The organism is Dissulfurirhabdus thermomarina, assembly GCF_012979235.1.
Classification (GTDB): Bacteria; Desulfobacterota; Dissulfuribacteria; order Dissulfuribacterales; family Dissulfurirhabdaceae; genus Dissulfurirhabdus; species Dissulfurirhabdus thermomarina.
Map to the genome: position 1 here is coordinate 85,059 of NZ_JAATWC010000001.1, position 23,342 is coordinate 108,400.

20 protein-coding genes are annotated in these 23,342 nt (G+C 70.2%); 10 read left to right on the forward strand and 10 right to left on the reverse strand.

Annotated features, from left to right (window positions below; genetic code table 11):
• Positions 1-105: 105 nt before the first annotated feature.
• From HCU62_RS00395 to rpoZ, 5 genes are all read right to left on the reverse strand, one after another.
• A complete protein-coding gene (locus HCU62_RS00395) occupies positions 106-2,268 on the reverse strand; it encodes a glycoside hydrolase family 57 protein (RefSeq protein ID WP_163298311.1) in 2,163 nt (720 codons plus the stop codon).
• Between the two features lie 234 nt (positions 2,269-2,502).
• Positions 2,503-2,865, reverse strand: a complete 363-nt coding sequence (dksA, locus tag HCU62_RS00400; RefSeq protein WP_163298310.1) for an RNA polymerase-binding protein DksA — start codon at positions 2,863-2,865, stop codon at positions 2,503-2,505.
• A 39-nt stretch (positions 2,866-2,904) separates the two neighbouring features.
• Entirely contained in the window at positions 2,905-3,378 is a 474-nt protein-coding gene (gene moaC, locus HCU62_RS00405; RefSeq protein ID WP_163298309.1) for a cyclic pyranopterin monophosphate synthase MoaC, read from the reverse strand.
• Positions 3,379-3,384: 6 nt separating this feature from the next.
• Positions 3,385-4,494 (reverse strand): molecular chaperone DnaJ, encoded by a 1,110-nt coding sequence (dnaJ, locus tag HCU62_RS00410; RefSeq protein ID WP_163298308.1) that lies wholly within the window; start codon positions 4,492-4,494, stop codon positions 3,385-3,387.
• Between the two features lie 7 nt (positions 4,495-4,501).
• Positions 4,502-4,822, reverse strand: a complete 321-nt coding sequence (rpoZ, locus tag HCU62_RS00415; protein ID WP_163298307.1) for a DNA-directed RNA polymerase subunit omega — start codon at positions 4,820-4,822, stop codon at positions 4,502-4,504.
• 315 nt (positions 4,823-5,137) lie between these two features.
• Here rpoZ and HCU62_RS00420 point away from each other — a divergent pair, with 315 nt between their 5' ends.
• The 3 genes from HCU62_RS00420 (at position 5,138) to serS (ending at position 8,759) form a co-directional block, all read left to right on the forward strand.
• Positions 5,138-6,673, forward strand: coding sequence for a YifB family Mg chelatase-like AAA ATPase (locus tag HCU62_RS00420; protein WP_163298306.1), 1,536 nt, complete (start codon positions 5,138-5,140; stop codon positions 6,671-6,673).
• A 2-nt stretch (positions 6,674-6,675) separates the two neighbouring features.
• Entirely contained in the window at positions 6,676-7,407 is a 732-nt protein-coding gene (locus HCU62_RS00425; protein ID WP_163298305.1) for a hypothetical protein, read from the forward strand.
• A 74-nt stretch (positions 7,408-7,481) separates the two neighbouring features.
• A complete protein-coding gene (gene serS / locus HCU62_RS00430; RefSeq protein WP_163298304.1) occupies positions 7,482-8,759 on the forward strand; it encodes a serine--tRNA ligase in 1,278 nt (425 codons plus the stop codon).
• Here serS and HCU62_RS00435 read toward each other — a convergent pair.
• Together HCU62_RS00435 and HCU62_RS00440 are read right to left on the reverse strand one after the other, a co-directional pair.
• Entirely contained in the window at positions 8,723-9,397 is a 675-nt protein-coding gene (locus HCU62_RS00435) for an HAD family hydrolase (RefSeq protein ID WP_163298303.1), read from the reverse strand. The two genes, serS and HCU62_RS00435, sit on opposite strands and share 37 nt — an antisense overlap.
• Complete coding sequence (locus HCU62_RS00440; RefSeq protein WP_169755333.1) at positions 9,394-10,458, reverse strand: class I SAM-dependent methyltransferase; 1,065 nt, start codon at positions 10,456-10,458, stop codon at positions 9,394-9,396. The genes HCU62_RS00435 and HCU62_RS00440 overlap by 4 nt, the downstream gene beginning before the upstream one ends.
• A gap of 328 nt (positions 10,459-10,786) precedes the next feature.
• Between HCU62_RS00440 and dnaN the strand changes: the two genes are divergently transcribed.
• The 3 genes from dnaN to HCU62_RS00455 all read left to right on the forward strand — a co-directional run bounded on the left by dnaN (position 10,787) and on the right by HCU62_RS00455 (position 14,771).
• On the forward strand, positions 10,787-11,959 hold the full coding sequence (gene dnaN, locus HCU62_RS00445; RefSeq protein WP_163298453.1) for a DNA polymerase III subunit beta: 1,173 nt from the start codon (positions 10,787-10,789) through the stop codon (positions 11,957-11,959).
• Positions 11,956-14,370: a DNA topoisomerase (ATP-hydrolyzing) subunit B gene (gene gyrB, locus HCU62_RS00450; RefSeq protein ID WP_163298454.1), complete on the forward strand. Its 2,415-nt coding sequence runs from the start codon at positions 11,956-11,958 to the stop codon at positions 14,368-14,370. Before dnaN ends, gyrB begins: the two co-directional genes overlap by 4 nt.
• 197 nt (positions 14,371-14,567) lie before the next feature.
• On the forward strand, positions 14,568-14,771 hold the full coding sequence (locus HCU62_RS00455) for a DUF6485 family protein (protein ID WP_163298455.1): 204 nt from the start codon (positions 14,568-14,570) through the stop codon (positions 14,769-14,771).
• Positions 14,772-14,789: 18 nt separating this feature from the next.
• On the opposite strand, the gene rimO is transcribed toward HCU62_RS00455, so the two are convergent.
• From rimO to panC, 3 genes are all read right to left on the reverse strand, one after another.
• Positions 14,790-16,145: a 30S ribosomal protein S12 methylthiotransferase RimO gene (gene rimO, locus HCU62_RS00460; RefSeq protein ID WP_169755334.1), complete on the reverse strand. Its 1,356-nt coding sequence runs from the start codon at positions 16,143-16,145 to the stop codon at positions 14,790-14,792.
• A gap of 156 nt (positions 16,146-16,301) precedes the next feature.
• Positions 16,302-16,679 (reverse strand): aspartate 1-decarboxylase, encoded by a 378-nt coding sequence (gene panD / locus HCU62_RS00465; protein ID WP_163298457.1) that lies wholly within the window; start codon positions 16,677-16,679, stop codon positions 16,302-16,304.
• Between the two features lie 102 nt (positions 16,680-16,781).
• A complete protein-coding gene (panC, locus tag HCU62_RS00470) occupies positions 16,782-17,654 on the reverse strand; it encodes a pantoate--beta-alanine ligase (protein ID WP_163298458.1) in 873 nt (290 codons plus the stop codon).
• Positions 17,655-17,904: 250 nt separating this feature from the next.
• Here panC and HCU62_RS00475 point away from each other — a divergent pair, with 250 nt between their 5' ends.
• From HCU62_RS00475 to HCU62_RS00490, 4 genes are read left to right on the forward strand one after another with little or no spacing between them, the layout of a single operon-like run.
• Positions 17,905-19,551 (forward strand): GspE/PulE family protein, encoded by a 1,647-nt coding sequence (locus HCU62_RS00475; RefSeq protein WP_163298459.1) that lies wholly within the window; start codon positions 17,905-17,907, stop codon positions 19,549-19,551.
• Positions 19,551-20,753: a type II secretion system F family protein gene (locus HCU62_RS00480; protein ID WP_163298460.1), complete on the forward strand. Its 1,203-nt coding sequence runs from the start codon at positions 19,551-19,553 to the stop codon at positions 20,751-20,753. The genes HCU62_RS00475 and HCU62_RS00480 overlap by 1 nt, the downstream gene beginning before the upstream one ends.
• Positions 20,750-21,973 carry an AAA family ATPase gene (locus HCU62_RS12385; RefSeq protein ID WP_163298461.1) on the forward strand — a complete coding sequence of 408 codons (1,224 nt, stop codon included), beginning with the start codon at positions 20,750-20,752 and terminating at the stop codon, positions 21,971-21,973. Before HCU62_RS00480 ends, HCU62_RS12385 begins: the two co-directional genes overlap by 4 nt.
• Positions 21,948-23,342 carry a hypothetical protein gene (locus HCU62_RS00490; RefSeq protein ID WP_163298462.1) on the forward strand — a complete coding sequence of 465 codons (1,395 nt, stop codon included), beginning with the start codon at positions 21,948-21,950 and terminating at the stop codon, positions 23,340-23,342. The genes HCU62_RS12385 and HCU62_RS00490 overlap by 26 nt, the downstream gene beginning before the upstream one ends.

Below are 23,342 nucleotides of genomic sequence, written 5' to 3' on the forward strand. Positions count from 1 at the left end.
CGGCGGGAGGCGGTCGACCCCCACCTTTCATATACTACCCTAAGCCGGTTCCGGGCCGAAGGTCAAACCCGGAAGAGACCGGCCGGGGGGCGGGGCGGCCGGATCTCAGACCAGCCAGATCCGCCGCTCGAAGTCTTCGTCGGGGACGGTGACCACCAGGGGGCCCTCTCGGGGCCACCGGTCCAGGACCAGGCCGTCCCGGAGGAGGTCGACCCGGAAGGAGAGGCGCTCGTTCTTGGCCGCGCCCAGGAGGGCGAAGGGCAGGGCGACCTCGACGATCTCCCCCACGGCCCAGCGGATGCCCGCCACCGAGAGATCCACCCCGGCGTCGTCCAGCCGGGCCTCAGCACTCCAGCCTCCTTCCGGACCCGGCCGGATGTGGAGCGCCGCCTCGGCCTCCCCCCGCCAGGAGAGCCGAAGGGAGAGGCCGGGCTCCCAGTCGCGGAAGTCCGTGTCGGTGGGATCCAGCCGCACGTAGAAGCGCTCGAGGTCGAAACCGTAGAGGATCCGGCGGACCGGGGCCTCGCCCCGGTGCATGGCCCCCCCGAGGTCGCCCAGGGCCAGGGAGCCCGCCCCCTTCCACTCCCAGTAGTGGGTCCGCCGGCCATCCACCACCGGGTGGAGGAAGCCCTTGGGCTCCTCGGCGGGGAGGACCGGCCGGGGCCGCCGGACCGGCACCTGGACGGCGGCGGGGACGGGCCGGCCGATCCGCCGGAAGACCTCCTGGAGGTAGTGGCGGAAGAGCCGGTCGAACTCGTAGGCGTAGTCCGTCACGAACTGGTCCCCGAACCACCAGAACCAGTCGCTTCCCTCCGCCGCGAGCACCGCCTCCAGGGCCGCCTCCCGGTCCGCCTCGCCCACCTCCCCGGCGGCCAGCGCCCGGTCCAAGGCCGCCCGGGTCTCCGACAGGAGGCTCCAGGCCCGGTTCTCCTCCTCACCCCCGATCCAGATCCCGAAATCGCTGTTGATCCACGAGCCGGAATAGAGGTGGGCGATGGACCGCTCCGGGGGGTGGGCCTCCAGGTAGCCGCCCACGGTCACGGGGACGAGGTCCGGGTCGGCCTCGAGGGCGCGGTAGAGGCCCGAGAGGAAGGCTTCCCCCCCGTCGGGGTAGTATTCCCAGGGGTTCTCCCCGTCGAGGATCACCGCCACCAGGGGCGGTTCGTCCATCTCGCGGCACCGCTCCCGGATCTCTCGGAGGCGCCCGGTGAAGTCGGCCACGGCCACCGCCGGGTCCGTCTTCTGGTAGACGAACCCGATGGCGTCGGAGAGCTCGTGGTGCCGGAAGACCATGTCCACCGAGGCCCCCTCCCATTCCGCCCGGTAGGGCCGGAAGAGGTCCAGCGGGCCGGCCCCGTCGCCGAGGGACCGAAACAGGATGCCCTCGTCGCTGGCGGCCCACCCGAAGCCCGCCTCCTGGACCAGGGGGATGATCTCCGGGGAGACGGCCCCCTCGGAGGGCCAGAGTCCCCGGGGCGGGGCCCCGAAGCACTCCTCGAAGCACCGCCGCGCCCGGACGAGCTGTTCCAGGGCGTCTTCCGGATGTTGGAACCGGCGGGGAAGGGCGATCTCCGGCCTCGGGCGGCGCCCCGTGTCCGTGTCCACCAAGAGCGGCAGGATCGGGTGGAAGAAGGGGCTGGTGGACAGCTCCACCCGGCCCTCCTCCTGGAGGGCGCGGTAGGCCGGGATGAGGCCCGCCAGGGTCTCGAGGTGGAGGTCGAGCAGGGCCGCTTTCTCCTCCTCGGTGAAGAGGCGGCCCTTGGCGAGCAGCTCCTGGACCAGCGGGGCCTTTCGGCCGGCGAACCCAACCCACGCCAGGTTGAACCAGACCTGGAGGTCCCGCAGATCCTGGGCGGAGAAGGCGGCGACCACATCGTCCGCCCGGGCCGGATCGAATTCCCGGCCCCGCCGCTCGAGCAACTCCCGGTAGCGGGGATAGGGATCCACCATGGTGGGCCAGTGGCAGCTGAAGAAGTGGGCCAGGACGAAGGCCCGTTCCGCCGGCCGGAGGTCCTCGGCCGGACGCCGGCTGACCTCCAGGAAGTCGTCGCTGATCCCCCGGCCGTAGGCCTCGATCTGGCGGAGGAGGGAGGGAACGAGGTTGAAGGTGACCGGCACCCCGGCGGCCGCGGCGGCGGCCGCCATGTCGGCGTAGGCCTTGACCCCGTGGAGCCGGACCCACGGCATGACCAGGCGCCCCGCCGCCGGGTCCAGGTACCGGGGCTGGTGCATGTGCCAGAGAAAGGCGACATGCAGGGGGTGGGACATGGGACGGCGCTCCTTCCGCCGGGGGACGTGGCGCCGACCGGCCCCGGGGCCGGTCATGTCACTGACGGCGTTGCAATAAAGTCGCGGGCTGCTTCGGTGCTTCGGATGCCCTCGTCATTGCGGCGTACTTAAAGTACGCCTCATTCCTCGACATCCTCGCGCCGTGCATTCGGCGATCTTTGCTGGGCCATCACTCAGAGGCCTTTTTACGACGCCATCATGTCACTTTCGGGATCAAAGGCCCTTGGCCTTCTCTTCCTGCTCCTGCTTGGACTTGCACTCGATGCAGAGGGTGGTGACGGGCCGGGCCTCGAGCCGCTTGAAGCCGATCTCTTCCTCGCACTCCTCGCAGATCCCGTAGGTCCCGTCTTCGATCCGTTCCAGGGCCTTCTGGATCTTGCGGATGAGCTTCCGCTCCCTGTCGCGGATCCGCAGCTCGAAGTTCCGGTCGGACTCCACGGTGGCCCGGTCGGTGGGATCCGGGAACCGGTCGTCCTGATCGGTCATCTCCTCGAGGGTCTTGTCCGCCTCCCCCAGGAGCTCCGCGAGCTTCTCCTCCAGCAACCGGCGGAAGTACTCCAACTGCTCCCTTTCCATGTGCGTTATCCTCCTAGTGGCCCCCGCGGGGCGCCCTCCTCACCGCTCCCAGTCGCCGCTCTTGCCGCCGGACTTCCGGACCAGGTGGACCGTCTCGATGGTCATGCCCTTGTCCACGGACTTGCACATGTCGTAGATGGCGAGGGCGGCCACGGACACCGCCGTGAGGGCCTCCATCTCGACCCCGGTGGCGGCCCGGGTCCGCACCCGCGCCTCCACCTCCACGGCGTGCTCTCCGGCCAGGGCCTCGAAGTGGACCTCCACCGCCTCCACGGGCAGGGGGTGGCAGAGGGGGATGAGCTGGTCCACCCGCTTGGCGGCCATGATGCCCGCCACCCGCGCCACGGCCAGGACGTCTCCCTTGGGGATCTCGCCCCGCACCAAGAGCTCGAAGGCCCGCTCCCCGAGCCGGACCCGCCCCCGGGCCACGGCCTCGCGCACCGTGGCGGGCTTGCCCGAGACGTCCACCATCCGGGCCTGGCCCTGGGCGTCGATGTGGGTGAACGCGGTCATGATCCCCTACCGCCCGCTCCCCGCGTGGAAGATCTTGCGGAAGAAGCCGCCCTCGTCCTTCTCCTTCTCGATCCGATCGAACTCCTCCAGGAGCTCCCGCTGGCGGTCGGTGAGCCGGGTGGGGGTCACCACCGTCACCTCCACCACCTGGTCCCCGGTGCCGAACCCCCTGAGGTCGGGGGCCCCGAGGCCCTTGAGCCGGAAGACGTCGCCGGTCTGGGTCCCGGCCGGGATGGAGAGGGCCTCCGTCCCGTCCAGGGTCGGGACCTCCAGGTCGGCCCCGAGGGCGGCCTGGACCACGGAGACCGGCAGCCGGCAGAAGACGTCCCGCCCCCGCCGCTCGAAGATGTCGTGGGGCTTCACGTGGATGACGATGTAGAGGTCGCCCGGCGGCCCCCCGCGAAGCCCGCCCTCGCCCTCGCCCCGGAGGCGGAGCCGGGAGCCGGTGTCCACGCCGGCCGGGATCCGGACGGCCACCTTCCGGCGCCGGGTCACCCGGCCCTCGCCGCGGCAGGTGCGGCACGGGTCGAGAACCGCGAACCCCCGCCCCTGGCACCCCGGGCATGTGGAGGCCACCCGGAAGAAGCCCTCGGTCCGGACCACCTGGCCCCGGCCGCCGCAGAGGCGGCAGACGGACTTCCGGCTCTCCGCGCCCATCCCGGTGCCGTTACAGTCCGGGCACGTCTCGCGCCGGGAGAGGGAGACCTCGGTCTCGGCCCCCCGGACCGCGTCGCGGAAGGAGACCTGGAGGTCGTAGCGGAGGTCGGCGCCCGGCTCGGGACCCGTCCCCGCCCGGCCGCCCGGGCGGTGGGAGAAGCCGAAGAAGTCCTCGAAGATCTCGCTGAAGGCGCTGAAGATGTCGTCGTAGCCGCCGAAGCCATGGAAGCCGGTGCCGGCCACCCCCTCGTGGCCGTGGAGGTCGTAGGCCCGGCGCTTGTCCGGATCGCGGAGCACCTCGTAGGCCTCCGCCGCCTCCTTGAACCGCTCCTCGGCCTCCTTGTCGCCGGGGTTCCGGTCGGGATGGTACTTGAGCGCCAGGGCCCGGTAGGCCTTCTTGATCTCCTCGGCGGAGGCCGTCCGGGCGACGCCGAGTATCTCGTAGTAGTCGCGCTTCATGGCCGGCTCAGGCCGGGGTTCCCTCCGGCGCCGTCCCGGCGGCGGCCGGGGCCTCGGGCGCGGCCTCGCCCTCGGGCAGCTCCACGGGGGCCTCCAGGGTCTTGATGGCCTGGCGCTCCTCGGCCTCCCGGGCCAGCTCGTCGAGGTTGTCGAAGCGGACCTTGCCGGCGGCGATCTCCCGGAGGGCCACCACGATCTCCTTGTTCTTGCATCGGACCAGGGGCTCGGCCCCCTTGCGCAACTGCTTCACCCTCTCGATGGCCAGGTGCACCAGCTCGAAACGGTTGGAGACGTGCCTCAGGCAATCCTCGACGGTGACTCGTGCCATTTTTCCCTCCAGTGGCGGGTCTGGTCCCGGGCCGTTGTTTCTTATCGGCCCGGCGGGCCGAAAGGCTGATTTCCGGTGGCGGTGGACCCGGCCCCGTCCGGTGCCTCCGGCCAGAACTCCCGAAAGGAGCAATTATAACCTTGGAAGGCCGGAAAGCAATCCCCGGCGGCCAGCCCGGTGGCGGACCGGGCGCTTTCTTGCTAAAGAAGTAAGGTCCTTGGCGAGGCCTTTCAACCAGGACGAGGCCTCTTCGCGGTCGGCGCATCTTTAAAACCGACGCCATCCCGGGCCGGGCAGGGAGACGGAGAGAAAGCTATGCTGGCCATCGCACGAAGCGGGGTGGCCCTGGGGGTGGAGGCCTTCCCCGTGGCCGTGGAGACCGACGTGGCCCAGGGCCTTCCCGCCTTCACGGTGGTAGGGTTGGCCGAGGGGGCGGTCCGGGAGAGCCGGGAGCGGGTGAAGTCCGCCATCAAGAACTGCGGCTACCCCTTCCCCACCCGGAAGATCACGGTGAACCTGGCCCCGGCGGATCTCAAGAAGGACGCCGCGGGCCTGGATCTTCCCATGGCCGCGGCGGTCCTGGCCGCCGGGGGCGTCGTCCCGCCCGAGGCCCTGGACCGCTACTGCCTGGTGGGGGAGCTGTCCCTCGACGGATCGGTGAAACCCGCCCGGGGCGTCCTTCCCCTGGCCATGGCGGCCCGCAAGTGGCAGGTGGACGGCCTGGTGGTGCCGGCGCCCAACGCCCGGGAGGGGGCCGTGGTGGGCGAGGTCCCCATCTTCCCGGTGGAGCATCTCTCCCAGGTGGTGGACTTCCTCCGGGGCGCCGCGGCCATCGCGCCGGTCCAGGTGGACCCGGCCACCTTGTTCTCCGACGACGGCCGGGAGGACTGCGACTTCCAGGACGTGGTGGGGCAGGAGCACGCCAAGCGCGCCATCGAGGTGGCCGCTGCCGGCGGTCACAACATCCTCATGGTGGGCCCGCCGGGCTCCGGAAAGACCATGCTGGCCCGGCGGCTTCCCACCATCCTGCCGCCGCTGGCCTTCACCGAGGCCCTGGAGACCACCTCGGTCTACAGCGTGGCCGGCCTCTTGGACCCCCACCAGGCCCTCGTCACGCGCCGCCCCTTCCGCGCCCCGCACCACACCATCTCCGACGCCGGCCTCATCGGGGGCGGCACCCACCCCCGCCCCGGCGAGGTGAGCCTGGCCCACAACGGGGTCCTCTTCCTGGACGAGCTGCCCGAGTTCCGGAAGAACGCCCTGGAATCCCTCCGCCAGCCCCTGGAAGACGGCTTCGTCACCATCTCCCGGGTCTCCCAGACCCTCACCTTCCCCGCCCGGGTGACTCTGGTCTGCTCCCAGAACCCCTGCCCCTGCGGCTACTACGGCGACCCGCAGCGGCCCTGCACCTGCCACCCCCGGGAGGTCCACCGCTACCGGCGCCGCATCTCCGGGCCCCTCCTCGACCGGATCGACATCCAGATCGAGGTCCCGGCGGTCCCCTACCGCGACCTGGCCCGGTCACGCCGCGGGGAACCCTCCGCCGAGATCCGGCGGCGGGTCCTGGCCGCCCGGGAACGCCAGCACCGGCGTTTCGCCGGCCTCCCCCTCCACTGCAACGCCCAGATGGGGGCCCGGGAGGTCCGCCGCTTCTGCCGCCTCGAGACCGAGGCCCTCTCCTTCCTGGAAGAGGCGAGCCGCCGGCTCCACCTGAGCGCCCGGGCCTTCCACCGGATCCAGAAGATCGCCCGGACCATCGCCGACCTCGAGGCCGCCCCGGACATCCGCCTGCCCCACGTGGCCGAGGCCGTCCAGTACCGGAGCCTCGACCGGGGGGACGGCGCCGCCTGAACATGGCCCCCGGGCCCGAACTGATCCTCGTGGGCACCGTCCACCTCGACCCCCGGGGCCCCGAGGCCCTGGAGGCCCTCCTCCTCCGCCTCCCGGCCCGGGTCTTCACCGTGGAGATCAGCGCCTTCTCCGTACGGTACCGGGAGGCCGTGGAACGCGCCTGGTCCCGGCGCCTGGCCGGTTCCCTGGCCGCCCTCCCGCCGGCCGCCCGCGGCCACGCCGGCATCCGCCTCGTCCGGCGCCAGATCCGGATGCCCTTCGAGTGGGAGGTGACTCGCCGGGTCGCCCGCCGGCTCGGCCGTCCCTGTATCCCGGTGGATTCCGGCGCCCTCTCCCGGCGAGAGCTCCCCCGCTGGGAGGCGGAGCTCCTTTCGCCCGAGAACCTCGCCGCCCTGGTGACGGGGCCCGACTACGACCTGGAGGCCCGGATCGGCTCTCACTACCGGGAGGCCCTCCGGACCCTCGAGGGCGGGGAGCCCCCGGACCCCGCGGGGGCCTCCGGCGGCGACCCGGTCACGGGCTTCTCCGGCTGGGCCGAGCGGGAGCGGCGGGTGGCCCGGCGGATCCGCCGGATCCTCGCCCGGTGCGGCCCCCTGGTCCACGTGGGTGGGTGGGAACACCTCCGCACCGGGGCCCCGTGGCCCACCCTGGCACGCCTCCTCGCCGATCTCCGCCCCCGGCGGATCCTCCTCCGGGACCCGGCCGCCCCGAGGGAGCTCCCGCCGCCCGTTTGATTTCCCCCCTCGCCGCTGGTATATGATCGTGGGTCCACTCGGACCGCGAACACCGCCCGAAACCGGAGGCCCGCATGCTGGAGATCCGCTTCGTCCGCGACAACCCCGACCTGGTCCGGAAGGCCCTGGAACACCGGGGGGCGGAGTTCGACCTGGACGGCCTCCTCGCCCTGGACGCCGACCGCCGTTCCTTGATCCAGGAGCTCGAATCCCTCCAGAACCGGAGAAACGTCCTCTCCGACGAGATCGGCCGGCGGAAGGCGGCCGGGGAGGACGCCGCCGAACTCATCGCCGAGATGAAGGGGGTCTCCCCCCGGATCAAGGACCTCTCCGCCCGGCTCAAGGACGTGGAGGCGGCCTTCCGGGAACTGCTCCTGTCGGTCCCGAACATCCCCCACGCCTCCGTGCCCCTGGGGGCGGACGAGACGGAAAACGTGGTGGTCAAGCGGTGGGGTGACATCCCCACCTTCACCTTCACCCCGGCCCCGCACTGGGACGTGGGGGAACGGCTGGGGATCCTCGACTTCGCCCGGGCGGCCAAGATCACCGGGGCCCGGTTCGCGGTCTACCACGGCCTCGGCGCCCGGCTGGAGCGGGCCCTCATCGACTTCATGCTCGACCTCCACCGCGAGGAACACGGCTACCGGGAAGTCCTGCCGCCCTTCATCGTCAACCGCGACTCCCTCCTGGGAACCGGGCAGCTGCCGAAGTTCGAGGAGGATCTCTTCCGGCTTTCGGGGACCGACTACTACCTCATTCCCACCGCCGAGGTCCCGGTCACCAACCTCCACCGGGCCGAGACCCTGGCCGAGGACGACCTTCCGGTCAAGTACGTGGCCTACACGCCGTGCTTCCGGTCCGAGGCCGGCTCCTACGGGAAGGACACCCGGGGGATCGTGCGCCAGCACCAGTTCAACAAGGTGGAGCTGGTCAAGTTCGCCCGGCCGGAGGATTCCTACGACGAGCTCGAGACCCTGCTCCTCGACGCGGAGGAGGTCCTCCAGCGCCTCGGGCTCCCCTACCGGGTGGTGGCCCTCTGCACGGGCGACCTGGGTTTTTCCGCGGCCAAGACCTATGACATCGAGGTCTGGCTCCCGGGGCAGGACCGCTTCTGCGAGATCTCGTCGTGCAGCAACTTCGAGGACTTCCAGGCCCGGCGGGCCGACATCCGCTACCGGCCCAAGGGCGCGGCCAAGAGCCGCCTCGTCCACACCCTCAACGGCTCGGGCCTCGCCGTGGGACGCACGGTGGTGGCCATCCTCGAAAACTTCCAGCAGGCCGACGGCAGCGTGGCGGTCCCCGAGGCCCTTCGGCCCTACCTCGGGGGCGTGGAGCGGATCACCGGCCCCTGAAGCCCCTCCGGCCGCCCTTCCCCCCGGATGACGGGCAACAGTTCCCCGTGGCGGCCCACGTGGAACGCCGCCCGGAGCCCGGGGTTCCGGTACGCGGCGAAGGCGAGGCCGGCCCTCCCGGCCACCTCCTCGTCCACCTTCGAATCCCCCACGTAGAGGGCCCGGCCCGGCGCCACCCCGAGGTCCTCAAGGATCCGAAAGACCCCCTCCGGGTGGGGCTTCGGGTGCTCCACGTCCAGGGCGCAGACGATCCGGTCGAACCAGCGGTCGAGGCCGAAGACCCGGCGCAACTCCGGCATGGTGGTGCTGCGGTTGGTGGAGACGGCGGTCAGGACCGGCGGGCGCACGGCCTCGACGAGTTCCGGAAATCCCGGCTCGGGGGTCATGAGGTGGAGGAACGCCGAGTAGTCCAGCGTCGCCACGAAGGCCTCGGCCGCGGGCAAGAGTTCGGGCCGGTCCCGGAAGAGAAAGGCCACGGACTCCTGAGCGGTGTGCATGTGGACGTAGTCCATCTCCGCCTCGTCCATGGGCGGCAGGCCGAACTCGGCCCGGATCCGGTCGTAGTAGGCCCGGTTGGCCTCCCGGGAGTCGAAGAGGACGCCGTCGCAGTCGAAGATCACGAGGTCGAAGCGGTTCACGGTTCCTCCTCCAGCCGGTGCACCAGGTTCCGGAGCCGGAAACCGGCGGGAACCGGCTCGGCCGCCACCGCCTTCCCTTGGACGAACACCTTGTGGGAATCTCCCATGCCCTGCGGGAGAAGGAGCATCTTGACGGCCGCGGCCTGGGGGGAGAAGGGCGGGGGCGGCCCGCCATCGAGGTCCCGAAGGGCCGCCTCCACGTCCAGGGAGGCCAGGAAGGACCACTGGGGGGCATAGCCCAGGGGCTGGAGGCCGAATCGGCGGCCCCACCGGGCCAGGTCCGTGAAGTTCACGTGGGCGGTGATGTCCCGCGTCCCCGGGTCCTGGAGGACGTCCGCGAAGGCCCTGTGGCCGCCGTAGGCGAGGAGCGTCCCCCCGGACCGGGCGGGGTGGAGGTACTCCCGCCGGGTGAAACCGTAGTCCACGGTCAGGACGAAGCCCCGGTCCAGGCCCCCCGCCGCCTCCCGGAGCCAGCGGCGGGCCTCCAGGTTGATCTCCGTCCGGTAGCCCGGCGGAAGGTCCGCCGGGAGGGCCGCCACCTCGGCCGCCAGTTCCGGGGACGACGGGGGCCCGGTGACCTCCCGGAAGGCCCCGCCCTCCCAGTCCACGTAGACCTCCCGGAACCCGTCCGCCTCCCGGACCACGAGGTGGACGGGAAAGGCGTCCAGGAGCTCGTTGGTCAGCACGCACCCGGGCGCCGGGGAAAGCTCGGCGGCGGCGCCCACCCAGCGCACCCGGTCCCCGTACCGCTCAAGGCGCTCCGCCTGGAGCGCCTTGAGGTGTTCGAAGGGCTCCACGACGACGTACGTCACCCCGTCGAGGGCCGCCTTCCGCTCCAGGTAGCCCAGGATGTCCGCCGCGAGGTAGCCGGCGCCGGCCCCCTGCTCCACGACCCGGAAGGGCCCGCCGCCGAGGCGGGACCGGAAGTCCAGGAGCTGGCGGGCGCACAGGGCGCCGAAGAGCGGGTGGACGTGGGGGCTCGTGACGAAGTCCCCGGCCCGGCCCACCCGGAAACCCCGGGCATAGTAGCCCCCTTCCGGGTGGTAGAGCGCCGCCTCCATGAAATCCCGGAAGGAAACGGGCCCTTCGCGCCGGATCCTGTCCGATAAGATTTTGGTTAGATTTCTGGTAGATAATGTCATCTTGTGGTATGGTCTTCCGAAACGATTCCGGGCCGGTTCCAGACCCCTGTTCATAACATGTGAATGGATCCGTGGACATCTCCTTCACAAACTGCGCCCCGCCGGGCCCCCTGGAAAACGGCCCTTTTCGACAACAGGTTCTCCAGGTTTGAATTTTAACAATAACAACTACTTATTGTGTTTATCAAGTATTTGAACAGGCCTTCTTATCCTTTCTGGTTATAAATAGATATCAGGAGAATAAGAAATGCTTCGTCTCGTCGTGGAAAAGAAGGCGCTCTCCCCGGTCCTTGCCCGCATCCAGACCATCGTGGACAAGAAGACCACCATGAACATCCTGAACAACGTCTTCCTCTACACCTCCGCCGATGAACTCTTCATCGAGGCCACGGACCTCGAGATCAGTTACCGGGGCCGGGTCCGCTGCGACGAGGTCGAGGAACAGGGCGCCGTCACCCTCGGGGCGAAGAAATTCTTCGAGATCGTCCGGGAGTTTCCCAGCGAGACCATCCGCCTCATCGAGGGGGAGAACTACTGGGTGACTATCGGGGGCGGCGGGAAGGCCGAGTACCGGATCGGGGGCCTGAGCCCGGAGGATTTTCCGCGCTTCCGGGAGGTGTCCCACGAACGATCCGCCGAGGTGGAGGGCGCGCTGCTCAAGGAACTCCTCGACAAGACCCTCTATTCCGCCTCCCATGACGAGTCCAAGTACGCCCTGTGCGGGGTCTACGTGGAGGAGGTCCTTGGGGAAGAGGGTGGGACGCCCCTTCTGCGGATGGTGAGTTCCGACGGCCACCGCCTCAGCTGTGCCGAGAAGGCCCTGGATCACCCCCTGGGGCTCGATGGCGGCATCATCCTTCCCCGGAAAGGGGCGGCGGAGATCCGGCGGATGGTGGAGGGCTACGACCGGGTCCGGTTCGGGGTGGACGGGGGCTTCGCCTTCGTGGCCGCCGGGCCGGAACATATGGTGCTTCGGTTGGTGGATGCCGCCTTCCCGGACTACAAGGCCATCATCCCGGCGGAGAAGGAACGGAGTTTCTTCTTCGACAAGACCACCTTCTACAGCGCCCTGAAGCGCCTGTCCATCATGTCTGCCGACAGCCTCTTCCGGGGGGTCAAGGCCGCCGTCTCGCCGGGGTCGGTGGAGGTGGAGTCTCTCCACAAGGAGATGGGGGAGGCCCGGGAGGTGGTGGACGTGGAATACGAGGGCGAGCCCTTCGAGATCGCCTTCAACGCGAAGTACATCATGGACGCGCTCGGGGTCATGGATTCCGACCGCGTGGAACTGGCCTGCAACAACGATTTTTCGCCTTGCGTCATCCAGGGGGAGAAGGACCCGGGCTTCTTGGCCCTGGTGATGCCCATGTCGCTCAGGAAGGAGTCGGGCGAAGACGCCGAGGATACAGGGAACGAGGGATGACCACGGAAAAGACGAAGACACCCAGGGGTTCGGGTTACGGGGCCGGTCAGATCAAGGTCCTTTCGGGATTGTCCGCGGTGCGAAAGCGCCCGGCCATGTACATCGGCAACACCGGGGCCGAGGGTCTCCATCACCTGGTCTACGAGGTGGTGGACAACAGCATCGACGAGGCCCTGGCCGGTTTCTGCACGCGCATCGAGGTCACCCTCCACGAGGACGGGAGCGTGACCGTGGAGGACAACGGCCGGGGGATCCCGGTGGACCTCCATCCCACCGAGGGGATCCCGGCCCTGGAACTCGTCATGACCCGACTCCATGCCGGGGGCAAGTTCGACCACCAGACCTACAAGGTTTCCGGCGGGCTGCACGGGGTCGGGGTCTCGGTGGTGAACGCCCTTTCGGAGTGGCTGGTGGCCGAGGTGTACCGGGGCGGCCGGGCCTACCGGCAGCGCTACCGGAGAGGCGAGGTGGAAGGTCCCCTGGAAGACCTCGGTCCCACCCGGAAGCAGGGGACCAAGGTCCGCTTCAAGCCGGACCCCGAGATCTTCCGGGAGGGAACGGCCTTCGAGTACGATATCCTCCAGGCCCGGATGCGGGAGCTGGCCTTCCTCAACTCCGGCGTCAAGATCTCCCTCGAGGACGAGGCCTCCGGCGTCCGGCACGAGTACCACTTCAAGGGCGGGGTGGTCTCCTTTGTCGAGTACCTCAACAAGAACAAGGATCTGGTGCACGAGAAACCCGTGTTCATCTCGGGCGAACGCGACGGCGTCCAGGTCGAGGCGGCCTTCCAGTACAACCGCGGCTACTCGGAGCGGATCCAGAGCTACGTGAACAACATCCGCACCAAGGAGGGGGGAACCCACGTGGCCGGGTTCCGCCAGGCCCTCACGAAGTGCCTCAACCGCTACGCCAGCGACGACGTGGTGCCGAAGAAGCTCCGGGAGAAGATGGAAGGGGACGACGTCCGGGAGGGGCTCACCTGCGTCCTCTCCGTCCGGGTGCCCAACCCCCAGTTCGAGGGACAGACCAAGACCAAGCTCGGTAACACCGAGGTCCGGTCCATCGTCGGTTCCATCGTCCACGAGGGGCTCTCCACCTACCTGGAGGAGAATCCCACCGTGGCCAAGAAGATCCTCGCCAAGGCCGTCGAGGCGGCCCGGGCGCGGGAGGCCGCCCGGCGGGCCAAGGAACTGGCGCGGAAGAAGGGGGGCGGCCCGGACGTCATGATGGCCGGGAAGCTGGCCGAGTGCCAGGAGAAGGACCCGGTCCGCCGCGAGCTCTTCCTGGTGGAGGGCGACTCCGCCGGAGGCAGCGCCAAGCAGGGCCGTGACCGGCGCTTCCAGGCCATCCTGCCCCTTCGGGGCAAGATCATGAACGTGGAGAAGGCCCGGTTCGACAAGATGCTGGCCAGCGAGGAGATCCGCCAGCTCATCGCCGCCCTCGGAACAGGCATCGGCAAGGCCGACTTCGACCCGGACAAGGTCCGCTACCACAAGGTCATCATCATGACCGACGCCGACGTGGACGGGGCCCACATCCGGACCCTGCTGCTCACCTTCTTCTACCGGCAGATGGCCCCGCTGGTGGAGCGGGGGATGCTCTACGTGGCCCAGCCGCCGCTCTACCGGGTGGGGCTCGGAAAGGGCAAGGAGCTCTTCCTGGTGGACGAGGCCGCCCTCGACCGGTTCCTCTTCGACCGGATCTCGGACGGGCTCAGGGTGCTCGTCGAGGGGCACGACGTGGCCCTCGAGGGGCGCAAGCTCCGGGATTTCCTGGACCGGGCCGCCGCCTACGAGGACGCCCTGGAGGGACTGGAACGAAAAGGGTGCTGGCGCCGCCTGGCCGAAGACCTCCTCCGGGAGAGCGACGGGGCCCTCCGGGACCAGGCCGAGGCCGAGACCCTGGCCCAGAAGCTCAAGGGGCTCGGCTACCGGGTGGGAGGTGTCCGGGCCGCCCGCGGGGAGGAGGGGGGCTACGAGTTCGACGTGGGGGTGGAGGATCTCGGCTACCTCACCGCCACCGTCGGTCCCGGTCTCTTCCAACTCCCGGAGTTCCGCCGCCTCCGCAGGGCCTACGGGGCCCTGGAGGGCCTGGTCGGCGCCCGCATGGAGGTGGCCCTCAAGGAGGGTGAGGCGGCCGAATTTAGCCGGATGGACGAACTGTTGGCCTTCATCCGGGCCTCGGCCCGGAAGGGGATCACCATCCAGCGCTACAAGGGGCTCGGCGAGATGAACCCGGGCCAACTCTGGGAGACCACCATGAATCCCGAGAAGCGGACGCTCCTCCAGGTAAGCATCCGGGACGCCGACGAGGCCGAGAGCCTCTTCACCACCCTCATGGGCGACAAGGTGGAGCCCCGGCGGGAGTTCATCCAGACCCATGCCCTTGAGGTCCAGGAACTGGACATCTGATGATGGCGTCGCGGGAATCGCCAATCACAGCGGTGCTTCCCATCGCATCGTCACTGCGGCGTATCCGGAGTACGCCTCGTTCCCCGCGATGGTCGCGCCTTGTCCTTGGTGATTCCCGCTGATCCATCATCAGCGTCGCGCATCGGAGACCTTTGCCGGGCCATCCACCCGGAGGACTTTTTTTGCGAGGCCGTCACATGGAATGCCAGAAGGAGAAGAACCGCCAGCGCTGTCCCTGCACCTACGAGCCCTGTCCCCGGAAGGGGATCTGCTGCGAGTGCCTGCGCTACCACTTGAAGATGCGCCAACTGCCCGGTTGCTGCTTCCACGAGGCGGGGGAGCGGACCTACGACCGGAGCTTCGAGCACTTCGCCCGGCTGGTCCAGGCCGGGGAGGTCTAGGCGGCGGGCTCGGCGGGGCTAATCCCCGTCTTCGGTCGTGCCGGAGACGATCTCTCCCACCAGGTCATAGGTGTGGGCCCCGGTGATCTTCACCGGGACCAGGCCGCCCGCCTCGGCCCGGCCGGCCGTGATGTAGACCACCCCGTCCACGTCGGGCGCCTGGTACCGGGTGCGGCCCTCGAGGAGGAGATCCGTCTCCCGGCTCACCCCTTCCACCAGGACCTCTTCCACCCGGCCCACCCGGCGGCGGTTGCGCTCCGCGGCGATCCCCGCCTGGAGGGACATGACCCGGTCCAGCCGCCGGGCCGCCACATCCCGGGCCACCTTGCCGCCCAGGGCGCCCGACGGCGCCCCCTCCTCGTCGGAGTAGGCGAAGGCCCCGAGGTGATCGAAACGCCACCGCTCCACGAACTCGAGGAGCGCCTCGAAGTCGTCCTCCCCTTCCCCCGGGAAGCCCACCATGACGGTGGTCCGGAGGGCCGCCTCCGGGAGGTGCTCCCGGATCCGGCCGAGGAGGGCGTCAAGGTCCCGTCGCCGGTAGCGGCGGCCCATCCGGGCGAGGATCCGGTCGCTGGCGTGCTGGACCGGGACGTCGAGGTAGGGGCAGATGCGCGGGTTATCCGCAATAATCTTCAATAAATTCGAGTTGATACCGTTAGGGTGAAGGTAGAGGAGACGGATCCAGGCGATCCCCGTCTCGGCCAGGAGGCGGCGGAGGAGAGCGGCGAGGTCCGATCCGCCGTCGCGGTAGGCGGTGAGGTCCTGGGCCACCAAGGTCAATTCCTTGACACCCCTTTCCTCGAGGTCCCGGGCCTCCGCCACGAGGTCGGGAAGGGGGACGGGCCGCAGGGGGCCCCGGATCCGGGGGATGAGGCAATAGGTGCACCGGTTGTCGCACCCCTCGGCCACCCGGAGCCAGGCCCGCCAGGGGGGCGTGGTGAGGAACCGGGGGGCGGAGAGCGGAAGGCGGCCCGCCGGGGCCAGGTCCAGGAGGGGTCCCTCCCCGGCGGCCAGGCGCCGGACCAGGCCGGGGAGACCCGCCGGCCCCTCGGTGCCGAGGAAGGCGTCCACCTCGGGCAGCTCCCGGAGGAGGGCCTCCCCGTAGCGCTGGACCAGGCAGCCCATGACCACGAGCCGCTGGCCCGGGCGCTTCATCTCGGCGGTCTCCAGGACGGCCTCGATGGATTCCGAGACCGCCCGCTCGATGAAGGCGCAGGTGTTGACCACGAGGAGATCGGCGGTCTCCGGGCGGTCGGTGAGGTCGAAGCCCCCCTCCCGTTCTATGGCCCCGAGGGCCACCTCGGTGTCCACCTGGTTCTTCGCGCAGCCCAGGCTGACCACGTACAGTCTGGGCCGGGCCTTGGCTGGGTTCATGAATGTGGCCTCGTAAGTGGATGGCTCAGCGGGAATCGCCAAGGACAAGGCGCGACCGTCGCGGGGAACGAGGCGTCGCCGGGGACCGCGGGGAGCCCCGAGGGGCTTGAAGCACCACCGTCATCGGCGATTGTCGCGACGCCACCATGGAGGGGATCAGGCGGACCAGGGGTCCACCTTGCGGCGGGCGACCCGGTTGTGTTCGTCCACCCACACGAGGATGCTTTGGCCCGACGGGATCTCCTCGGGGGCGTAGAGGCCGTAGGAGGCGATGATGACGAGGTCCCCCGGGCTGCCCTTCCGGGCCGCGGCCCCGTTGAGGCAGACCGTCCCGGAACCGGGGCGGTCCCCCTTGATGACGTAGGTCTCGAAGCGTTCCCCGGTGGAGATGTTGTAGACCCGGACCTGCTCGTAGGGGAGGAGGCCGGCCGCCTCCATGAGGTCCGGGTCCAGGGAAAGGCTTCCCTCGTAGTCCAGCCGGGCCTCGGTCACCCGGGCCCGGTGGATCTTGGAATTCAGCATGGTGCGCAGCATGGGTTCGGTTCCTCGAACCGGGGGCGGCCGCCCGGCACGCAGTGACGTGGCGGGGGGCGCGCGCCGGTTCGTTTGGAATTTTTTATAAATTATAACCCGGCGCTAGTCCGCCCGCATCGGCCCGGTCGGGCAGGGTTCCAGGATCGTGTTGTCGATGAGCCGGGTCTTGCCCACCCAGACCGCCAGCGCCAGCAGGGTGGGGCCGGCCAGCCGCTTCACCGGCCGGAGGGTCTCCGGGTCCCCGACGAAGACGTAGTCGATGCGGGTGCCGGGGGCGGAGCGGATGTGGGCCGCCACGGCGGCCTCGATCCGTCCCGCCTCCCGCTCTCCCTCCCGCACCAGGCGGGCGGCCAGTTCCAAAGACGAGAAGAGGGAGAGGGCCGAACGGCGCTCTTCCGGCGAGAGGTAGGTGTTCCGGGAGCTCATGGCCAGCCCGTCGGGTTCCCGCACCACGGGGTGGGCGAGGATCTCCACCGGGAGGTCGAGGTCCGCCGCCATCCGGCGCACCACCTGGAGCTGCTGGAAGTCCTTGGCGCCGAAGACCGCCACGTCCGGGCGGACGATGTTGAAGAGCTTGGCCACCACGGTGCAGACCCCGCGGAAGTGCCCGGGCCTGGAGGCCCCGCACAGGCCCGCGGCGAGATCCGTCACCTCCACCCAGGTCTGGTACCCGGCCGGGTACATCTCCTCGGCCGGGGGGGCGAAGAGGCAGTCCACGCCCCGGGCCTCCGCCAGGGCGGCGTCCCGCTCGAGGTCCCGCGGGTAGCGGGCGAGGTCCTCCGACGGACCGAACTGGGCCGGGTTCACGAAGAGGCTCACCACCACCCGGTCGGCCGCCTTCCGGGCCATGTCCATGAGGGAGAGGTGCCCCTCGTGGAAGTAGCCCATGGTGGGGACGAGGGCGATGCGGCGGCCCTCGGCCCGCCAGCGGTCGGCGGCCCGGCGCATGGACGACTTTTCCGTGAGGATGTCCACCTCGGCCTCCCCGGCGCCGGTTCCTGGTTTCCTTCTGGCCCCCGGGAGGGGGCCCGGACCGGTGCCGGTCGATTTATACCTCGTCCCGGCCCCGGCTGCACCCCGTCCCGCCTCTGCCGGCGGGTTGGCGGGGTTTTTGCTATCGAAACAAGGGCATCGTGCCGATAAGCCGGAGAGCGAAGGACGGCCTTCGGGGGGCGGGGCGGTGCGCCCGGCGTTCCGGTCCTGGGCCGGCGGGACGGTTCACGACATGGCAGAGCAACGACCCCCCATAGGGAAACTCCTCAAGGACCACGGGCTCGTCTCCGAGGAACAGATCCAGTACGCCCTCCAGGAACAGCGGGCCACCGGGGAACGGCTCGGGGAGTGCCTCATGCGGCTCGGCCTCGTCACCGACGCCGAGGTGGCCCGGGCCCTGGCCCAGCAGAGCGGGCATCCCTTCGTAGACCTGCGGACCTTCCTCCCCCGCGCGGAGAACCTCGAGCGCCTTCCGGCCCAGGTCGCCCGGGACCAGAAGATCCTCCCCCTCTACAACGAAGAAGGAAGGCTCCACGTGGCCGTGGCCGACCCCTACGACCCGCGTCCCCGGGACGTGGTCTTCCGGCTCACGGGGGGCTTCCCCGAGATCCACGTCGGTGCGGAAGGGGAACTCGGCAAGGTCATCGAGCGGTTCTACTACCTCCTCGAGCACCCGCTGGACGAGCAGATCGAGGAGATGGCGGAGCGGCTTCGCCGTGACCCCGCCGGGGACCTGGACGTGGGCCGGATGGTGGACATGCTGCTCGCCGCCGCCATCAGCCAGCGGGCCACCGACGTCCACGTGAGCCCCAGCGACCGCACCGTCCGAGTGATGTTCCGGGTGGACGGTGTCACGGGCCCGGCCTACATCTTCCCCATAGGCCTCCACAACCGGCTGGTCACCAACATCAAGGTCCGGTCGGGGATGGACATCTCCGAGCAGCGAAAACCCCAGGACGGGCGGATGTCCTTCGAATTTCTGGGAGACGCCTTCGACATCCGCGTCTCCACCGTGCGGTCCCAGTTCGGGGAGAACCTGGTGCTCCGGCTCCTGCCCGCCCGCGGCGGGACCTTCCTCGGTATCGCCGATCTCGGGTTCGAGCCCGAGGAGCTGGCCAAGGCCCGGGAGCTCTTCGGCCTCCCCTACGGCATGGTGTTGGTCACCGGCCCCACCGGGAGCGGCAAGACCACCACCCTCTACGCCGGGCTGCGCGGGATGGACGCCATCAGCAAGAACATCCTCACCGTGGAGGACCCCATCGAGTACGAGTTCCTCCTGATCCACCAGACCCAGGTGAACGAGCGGGCGGGCTACACCTTCGCCTCCGCCATCCGGACCTTCCTCCGCCAGGACCCGGACGTGATCCTCGTGGGGGAGATCCGGGACGAGGAGACGGCGGTGCTCGCCACCCGGGCGGCGCTCACCGGGCACCTGGTGCTCTCCACCCTCCACACCAACAACGCCCTGGGCGCCGTGGCCCGGCTCCGAGACCTCGGGATCTCGCCCTATCTCCTCTCCACCTCCCTGGCCGGGATCCTGGCCCAGCGGCTGGTGCGCCGGCTCTGCTACCGGTGCAAGGAGCGGTACCAGCCCGACAAGCACGTGCTGCGGCGCTACGGACTCCCGGAGGACGGGGAATACTACAAGGGGAAGGGCTGTGAATTCTGCCGCGGCACCGGGTACCTCGGCCGGATCGCCGTGGTGGAGATCCTCTCCATGAGCCGGGAGCTCCTTCGGCTCATCGCGGAGGAGGCCCCCATGGGGGCCATCGAAGACCAGGCCCGGGCCGAGGGGTTCCGGGATCTCGTCGAGATCGGGAAGAAGAAGGTGCTGGCCGGGGAGACCAGCCTCGACGAGATGCAGCGGGTGCTCGGCTGATGGCGACCTTTTCCTACGAGGCCCTGGACCGCGACGGGAACCGGCTCCGCGAGAGCGGGGACTTCGCCTCCCCGGCGGAGCTCTTCGTCACCCTCCGGCAGCGGGGGCTGAGCCTCCTCCGCTACCGGCGGCGCCTCTTCCCGGGTCTCTCCTTGGAGCGGGGGCGCGTGCGCCGGCTCGTCCTCGCCGAGTTCTTCCGGAACCTGGCCCTGCTCCTCCGGGGCGGAGTCCCCCTCATGCAGGCCCTCGAGGACCTGGAGGCCAGCCCCGGCGACAAGGCGCTCAAGCGGATCCTCACCCGAGTGGTGGCCGACGTCCGAAACGGCCGGATGTTCTCCGAGGCCCTCCGCGCCCACAGGGGGATCTTTCCCCGGATCGTCCTCGCCCTGGTCGCCATCGGCGAAGAGACCGGGAGCCTCGACCGGACCCTGGACGACGCGGGGCGCCACATCGAGCGGGTCCACGAGATCATCACCAGCACCAAGCGGGCCCTCATGTACCCCACCTTCGTGGTGGTCCTCATGCTGGTCGCCTTCTCGGTCTGGATCTTCTACGTGTTGCCCAAGATGTTGGACCTCTTCCAGGGACTGGGGCTCAAGGAGCTGCCCGCGGCCACGGTGTTCCTCATCGCCACCGTGGACGTCTGCCAGCGGTGGTGGCCGGTGGTGCCGATCTTCATCGCCTTGTTCGCGGCCCTCCGCCTGGCCGCCAGGGCGCACCCGGACCTCAAGTTCTACTGGGACGCCGCCGCCGCCCGGACCCCGGTCTTCGGGCGCATCGTCAAGGCCTCAGCCCTGGCCTTCTTCTTCGAGTATCTGTCGCTGCTCGCCTCGGCGGGCATCGACATCCTCAAGAGCCTCGATCTCATGGAGGATTCGGTGGGACACGAGGAACTCCGGCGCGGCATCCGGCGGGTCCGCGAGGACGTGATGGCCGGCTTCGGGCTCACCGAGGCCTTCGGCCGGGTGACCTTCTTCGATCCCTTCGTGCTCCGGATGGTGGGCGTCGGCGAGCAGACGGGGAACCTCCCCGAGCAGTTCCTGATCCTCGCCCGGCGGTACATGGACGAGGTGGACAAGCTCGTGGACACCCTTTCCCGCACCCTCGAGCCCATCCTCATCGTCTTTGCAGGGATCATCTTCCTGCTGGTGGCCCTGGGCCTCATCGGGCCCATCTACCAGATGGTGGGGCAGATCAAATGAACGGATTCGGCGACTACATCCAGTATTTCGGCCTCCGGGAGGCGCCCTTCCGCCTCTCCCCCGACCCGGAATTCTTCTTCCCGGCCCGGCCCCACGTGGCGGCCAAGGAGGTGCTCAAGTACGGGATCGGGCGCGGGGAGGGGTTCCTGGTGCTCATCGGGACCGCCGGGACCGGAAAGACCCTGCTCCTTCGGATGCTGCTCCAGGAACTCGATCCCAAGAAACAGCCCGCCGTCCTGCTCTCACCGGCGGTGGGCCCGGAGGGGCTCCTCCATCTCCTCCTGGAAGAGCTCGACGCGGACGATCCCGGGGTGCAGGACCGAGGCATCCTGCTCAAGCGCTTCCAGGACGCGATGCTCGACCTCGCCGAGCAGGGGCGGGAGCTCCTCGTCGTGGTGGACGAGGCCCAGAATGTTCCACGTGAAACACTGGAGCAGCTCCGGCTCCTGTCGAACCTCGAGACCCGCCGTGAAAAGCTTCTCCAGATCGTCCTGGTGGGCCAGCCGGAGCTGGAAGATGTGCTGGCGGACCCGGCCCTGGGACAGCTGACCCAGCGCGTGGCCGTCAAGGAGGTGCTGCGGCCGCTCAGCCGGGAAGAGACGGCGGAGTACGTGGCCTTCCGCCTGGCCAAGGCGGGCCGCGGCGACATGCGCCTGGACCGGCGGACCCTGGACCGGGTCTACGAGCGGACGAAGGGGATCCCGAGGCTCGTCAACCGCCTCATGGACCGGGCCCTCCTCATGGCCTGCGCGGCCGGGAAGGGGCGGGTGGGGACCCGGGAGGTCCAGGAGTCGGGCGAGACGGTCCCCATGCCGGCGGGTGTGGTGGCCGAGGCGTCCCGGTGGCGCCGGGCGGCGGCCCTTGCCGTGCTTTCGATGACGCTCCTGGCCGGCGGCTTCGTGGCGGGGCGGATGCTCCAGGCCGACACCGGGGAACAGGCGGCCCGGCCCGCCGTCGCCCGGGAGGCCAAGGCGCCCGGGGGCGACGTGCTCCGCGTGGTGGCGCACCGCGCCTACGTGCGAAGCGGGCCGGGGAAGGCCTTCGACCCGGTGGCCCTGGCGGCAGCCGGACAGGTCCTCCGGGCAGAGGGGCGCCAGGCGGACTGGTGGCGGGTGGCCGTCCATGGCTCGGACGGTGCCGAGATCCCCGGTTGGATCCACGACAGCGTCGTTTCGGCGCGGGAGGATGCGGGCAGTGGCGCGAAGAAGATGGATCGTTGAACCGGCGGGCGCGGGGCGCTGGCGCCGGACCTGGATGGCGGGCGGGCGGCGGCCGGTCTTCGGCCTCCCGGAGGAGGTGGGCGCCGCGGACCTCGCGGCCCGGGGCGCCGACGTGTTCGTGGCCGGATTCCAGAAGGCCGCCGTCACCCGGGGCCAGTTTCCGGCGGCCGGGAGGGGGATCCTGGCCCTGCACGTGGACGAGCGGGTGCGGCAGGCCGGGTACTTCGGGCCCGAGGAGCCCCTCCTCCACCGCTGGAAGGTCTTGGGGCGGCGGGGCCCCCAGCTCGTCCTCTCGGTCCTTTCGTGCTCGGAGGCGGAGCTGCATCGGATCTGGGACGAGTTCCCCGAAGGGGCCGCGGAGGGGATCCGCCGCCAGGTCCCGGCGGTGGCCGCCGTGGCGGCGCTCGCCGGCCGGCTCATCCGGGAGCCCGTCCTGGTGGCGGATTTCGGGGCGTCCCATCTCACCCTGGTGGCCGCCGAGGGCGGCATCCCCGCCTACGCCCAGGTGGTGCCCTACAGCGAGCCGCAGCGGCCGGAACCCGAGGCGGTCGCGCCCGCCGTTGCCTTCGCCGTGCAGGCCGTGCAGCGGCAGACCGGCCTCCGGGTGGCGGGGGTCCTGCCGGTGGGCCCCCTCCGGGGGGCCTGCCCGCCCCGGCCGGCGCCCGGGGTGGAGATTGTCGAGCCCGACTGGGCCGCCGTTGTGGGGCCGGCCGCGGCGGCCGCCGCCCCGGAGGCGCCGGCCCTCTACGGCGCCCCCTTCGTGGACCCGGCCCTGGACCTCCTGCCCGCGGCCCGGCGTTGGGCCAGGGCCTGGCTGGACGCCCTCCCGCCCCTGGCCGCGGGTCTCGGCGCCGGCGCGCTGGCCCTCGCCGTGGCAGCCGCGGTCCTCTTCGTCCAGGCCCGGCACCTCGAGGACGTCTACATGGCGCGGTACCGGCAGCTCCAGCAGGAGCGCCGGGCCTTCGAGGCCGGGCTCCCGGCCCCGGACCGAAAGGCAGACCTGGAACGCCTCTTGGCCATCCGGGCCAGGAAGGCCGGGGAACCGGACCTCGACCAGGTCCTCGTCCGGCTGGCCGAGGCGGTCCCGAATGGGGTCAAGGTGGTGCGGCTCCAGGTCCGGCGGGAAGGGGCGGGCTCGGGACGCGCGGCCCCGGAGGTGAAGGACCCGGCCCGCCTCCTCGACCGGCCCCTGATCCTGGAGGCCGAGATGGTCACCCAAGGGGGGTTCTCCACGGTCGGGGCCCGGTTCGACCGGTTGGAGCGCGGCCTCGATCCGGCCTTCGATTTGAAGAAAATCGGCTGGATGTACGATGAAGAGAGTGCGGAGGGATATCTCTCCTGCCGTTTGATCCCCAGGAGGGCGCACTAG

What these genes read in the sequence shown, in the direction of transcription:
- HCU62_RS00395 (WP_163298311.1), bottom strand. Translation starts at nt 2,268, where the DNA reads ATGTCCCACCCCCTGCATGTCGCCTTTCTCTGGCACATGCACCAGCCC.
- dksA (WP_163298310.1), bottom strand. Translation starts at nt 2,865, where the DNA reads ATGGAAAGGGAGCAGTTGGAGTACTTCCGCCGGTTGCTGGAGGAGAAG.
- moaC (WP_163298309.1), bottom strand. Translation starts at nt 3,378, where the DNA reads ATGACCGCGTTCACCCACATCGACGCCCAGGGCCAGGCCCGGATGGTG.
- dnaJ (WP_163298308.1), bottom strand. Translation starts at nt 4,494, where the DNA reads ATGAAGCGCGACTACTACGAGATACTCGGCGTCGCCCGGACGGCCTCC.
- rpoZ (WP_163298307.1), bottom strand. Translation starts at nt 4,822, where the DNA reads ATGGCACGAGTCACCGTCGAGGATTGCCTGAGGCACGTCTCCAACCGT.
- HCU62_RS00420 (WP_163298306.1), top strand. Translation starts at nt 5,138, where the DNA reads ATGCTGGCCATCGCACGAAGCGGGGTGGCCCTGGGGGTGGAGGCCTTC.
- HCU62_RS00425 (WP_163298305.1), top strand. Translation starts at nt 6,676, where the DNA reads ATGGCCCCCGGGCCCGAACTGATCCTCGTGGGCACCGTCCACCTCGAC.
- serS (WP_163298304.1), top strand. Translation starts at nt 7,482, where the DNA reads ATGCTGGAGATCCGCTTCGTCCGCGACAACCCCGACCTGGTCCGGAAG.
- HCU62_RS00440 (WP_169755333.1), bottom strand. Translation starts at nt 10,458, where the DNA reads ATGGAGGCGGCGCTCTACCACCCGGAAGGGGGCTACTATGCCCGGGGT.
- dnaN (WP_163298453.1), top strand. Translation starts at nt 10,787, where the DNA reads ATGCTTCGTCTCGTCGTGGAAAAGAAGGCGCTCTCCCCGGTCCTTGCC.
- gyrB (WP_163298454.1), top strand. Translation starts at nt 11,956, where the DNA reads ATGACCACGGAAAAGACGAAGACACCCAGGGGTTCGGGTTACGGGGCC.
- HCU62_RS00455 (WP_163298455.1), top strand. Translation starts at nt 14,568, where the DNA reads ATGGAATGCCAGAAGGAGAAGAACCGCCAGCGCTGTCCCTGCACCTAC.
- rimO (WP_169755334.1), bottom strand. Translation starts at nt 16,145, where the DNA reads ATGAACCCAGCCAAGGCCCGGCCCAGACTGTACGTGGTCAGCCTGGGC.
- panD (WP_163298457.1), bottom strand. Translation starts at nt 16,679, where the DNA reads ATGCTGCGCACCATGCTGAATTCCAAGATCCACCGGGCCCGGGTGACC.
- HCU62_RS00475 (WP_163298459.1), top strand. Translation starts at nt 17,905, where the DNA reads ATGGCAGAGCAACGACCCCCCATAGGGAAACTCCTCAAGGACCACGGG.
- HCU62_RS00480 (WP_163298460.1), top strand. Translation starts at nt 19,551, where the DNA reads ATGGCGACCTTTTCCTACGAGGCCCTGGACCGCGACGGGAACCGGCTC.
- HCU62_RS12385 (WP_163298461.1), top strand. Translation starts at nt 20,750, where the DNA reads ATGAACGGATTCGGCGACTACATCCAGTATTTCGGCCTCCGGGAGGCG.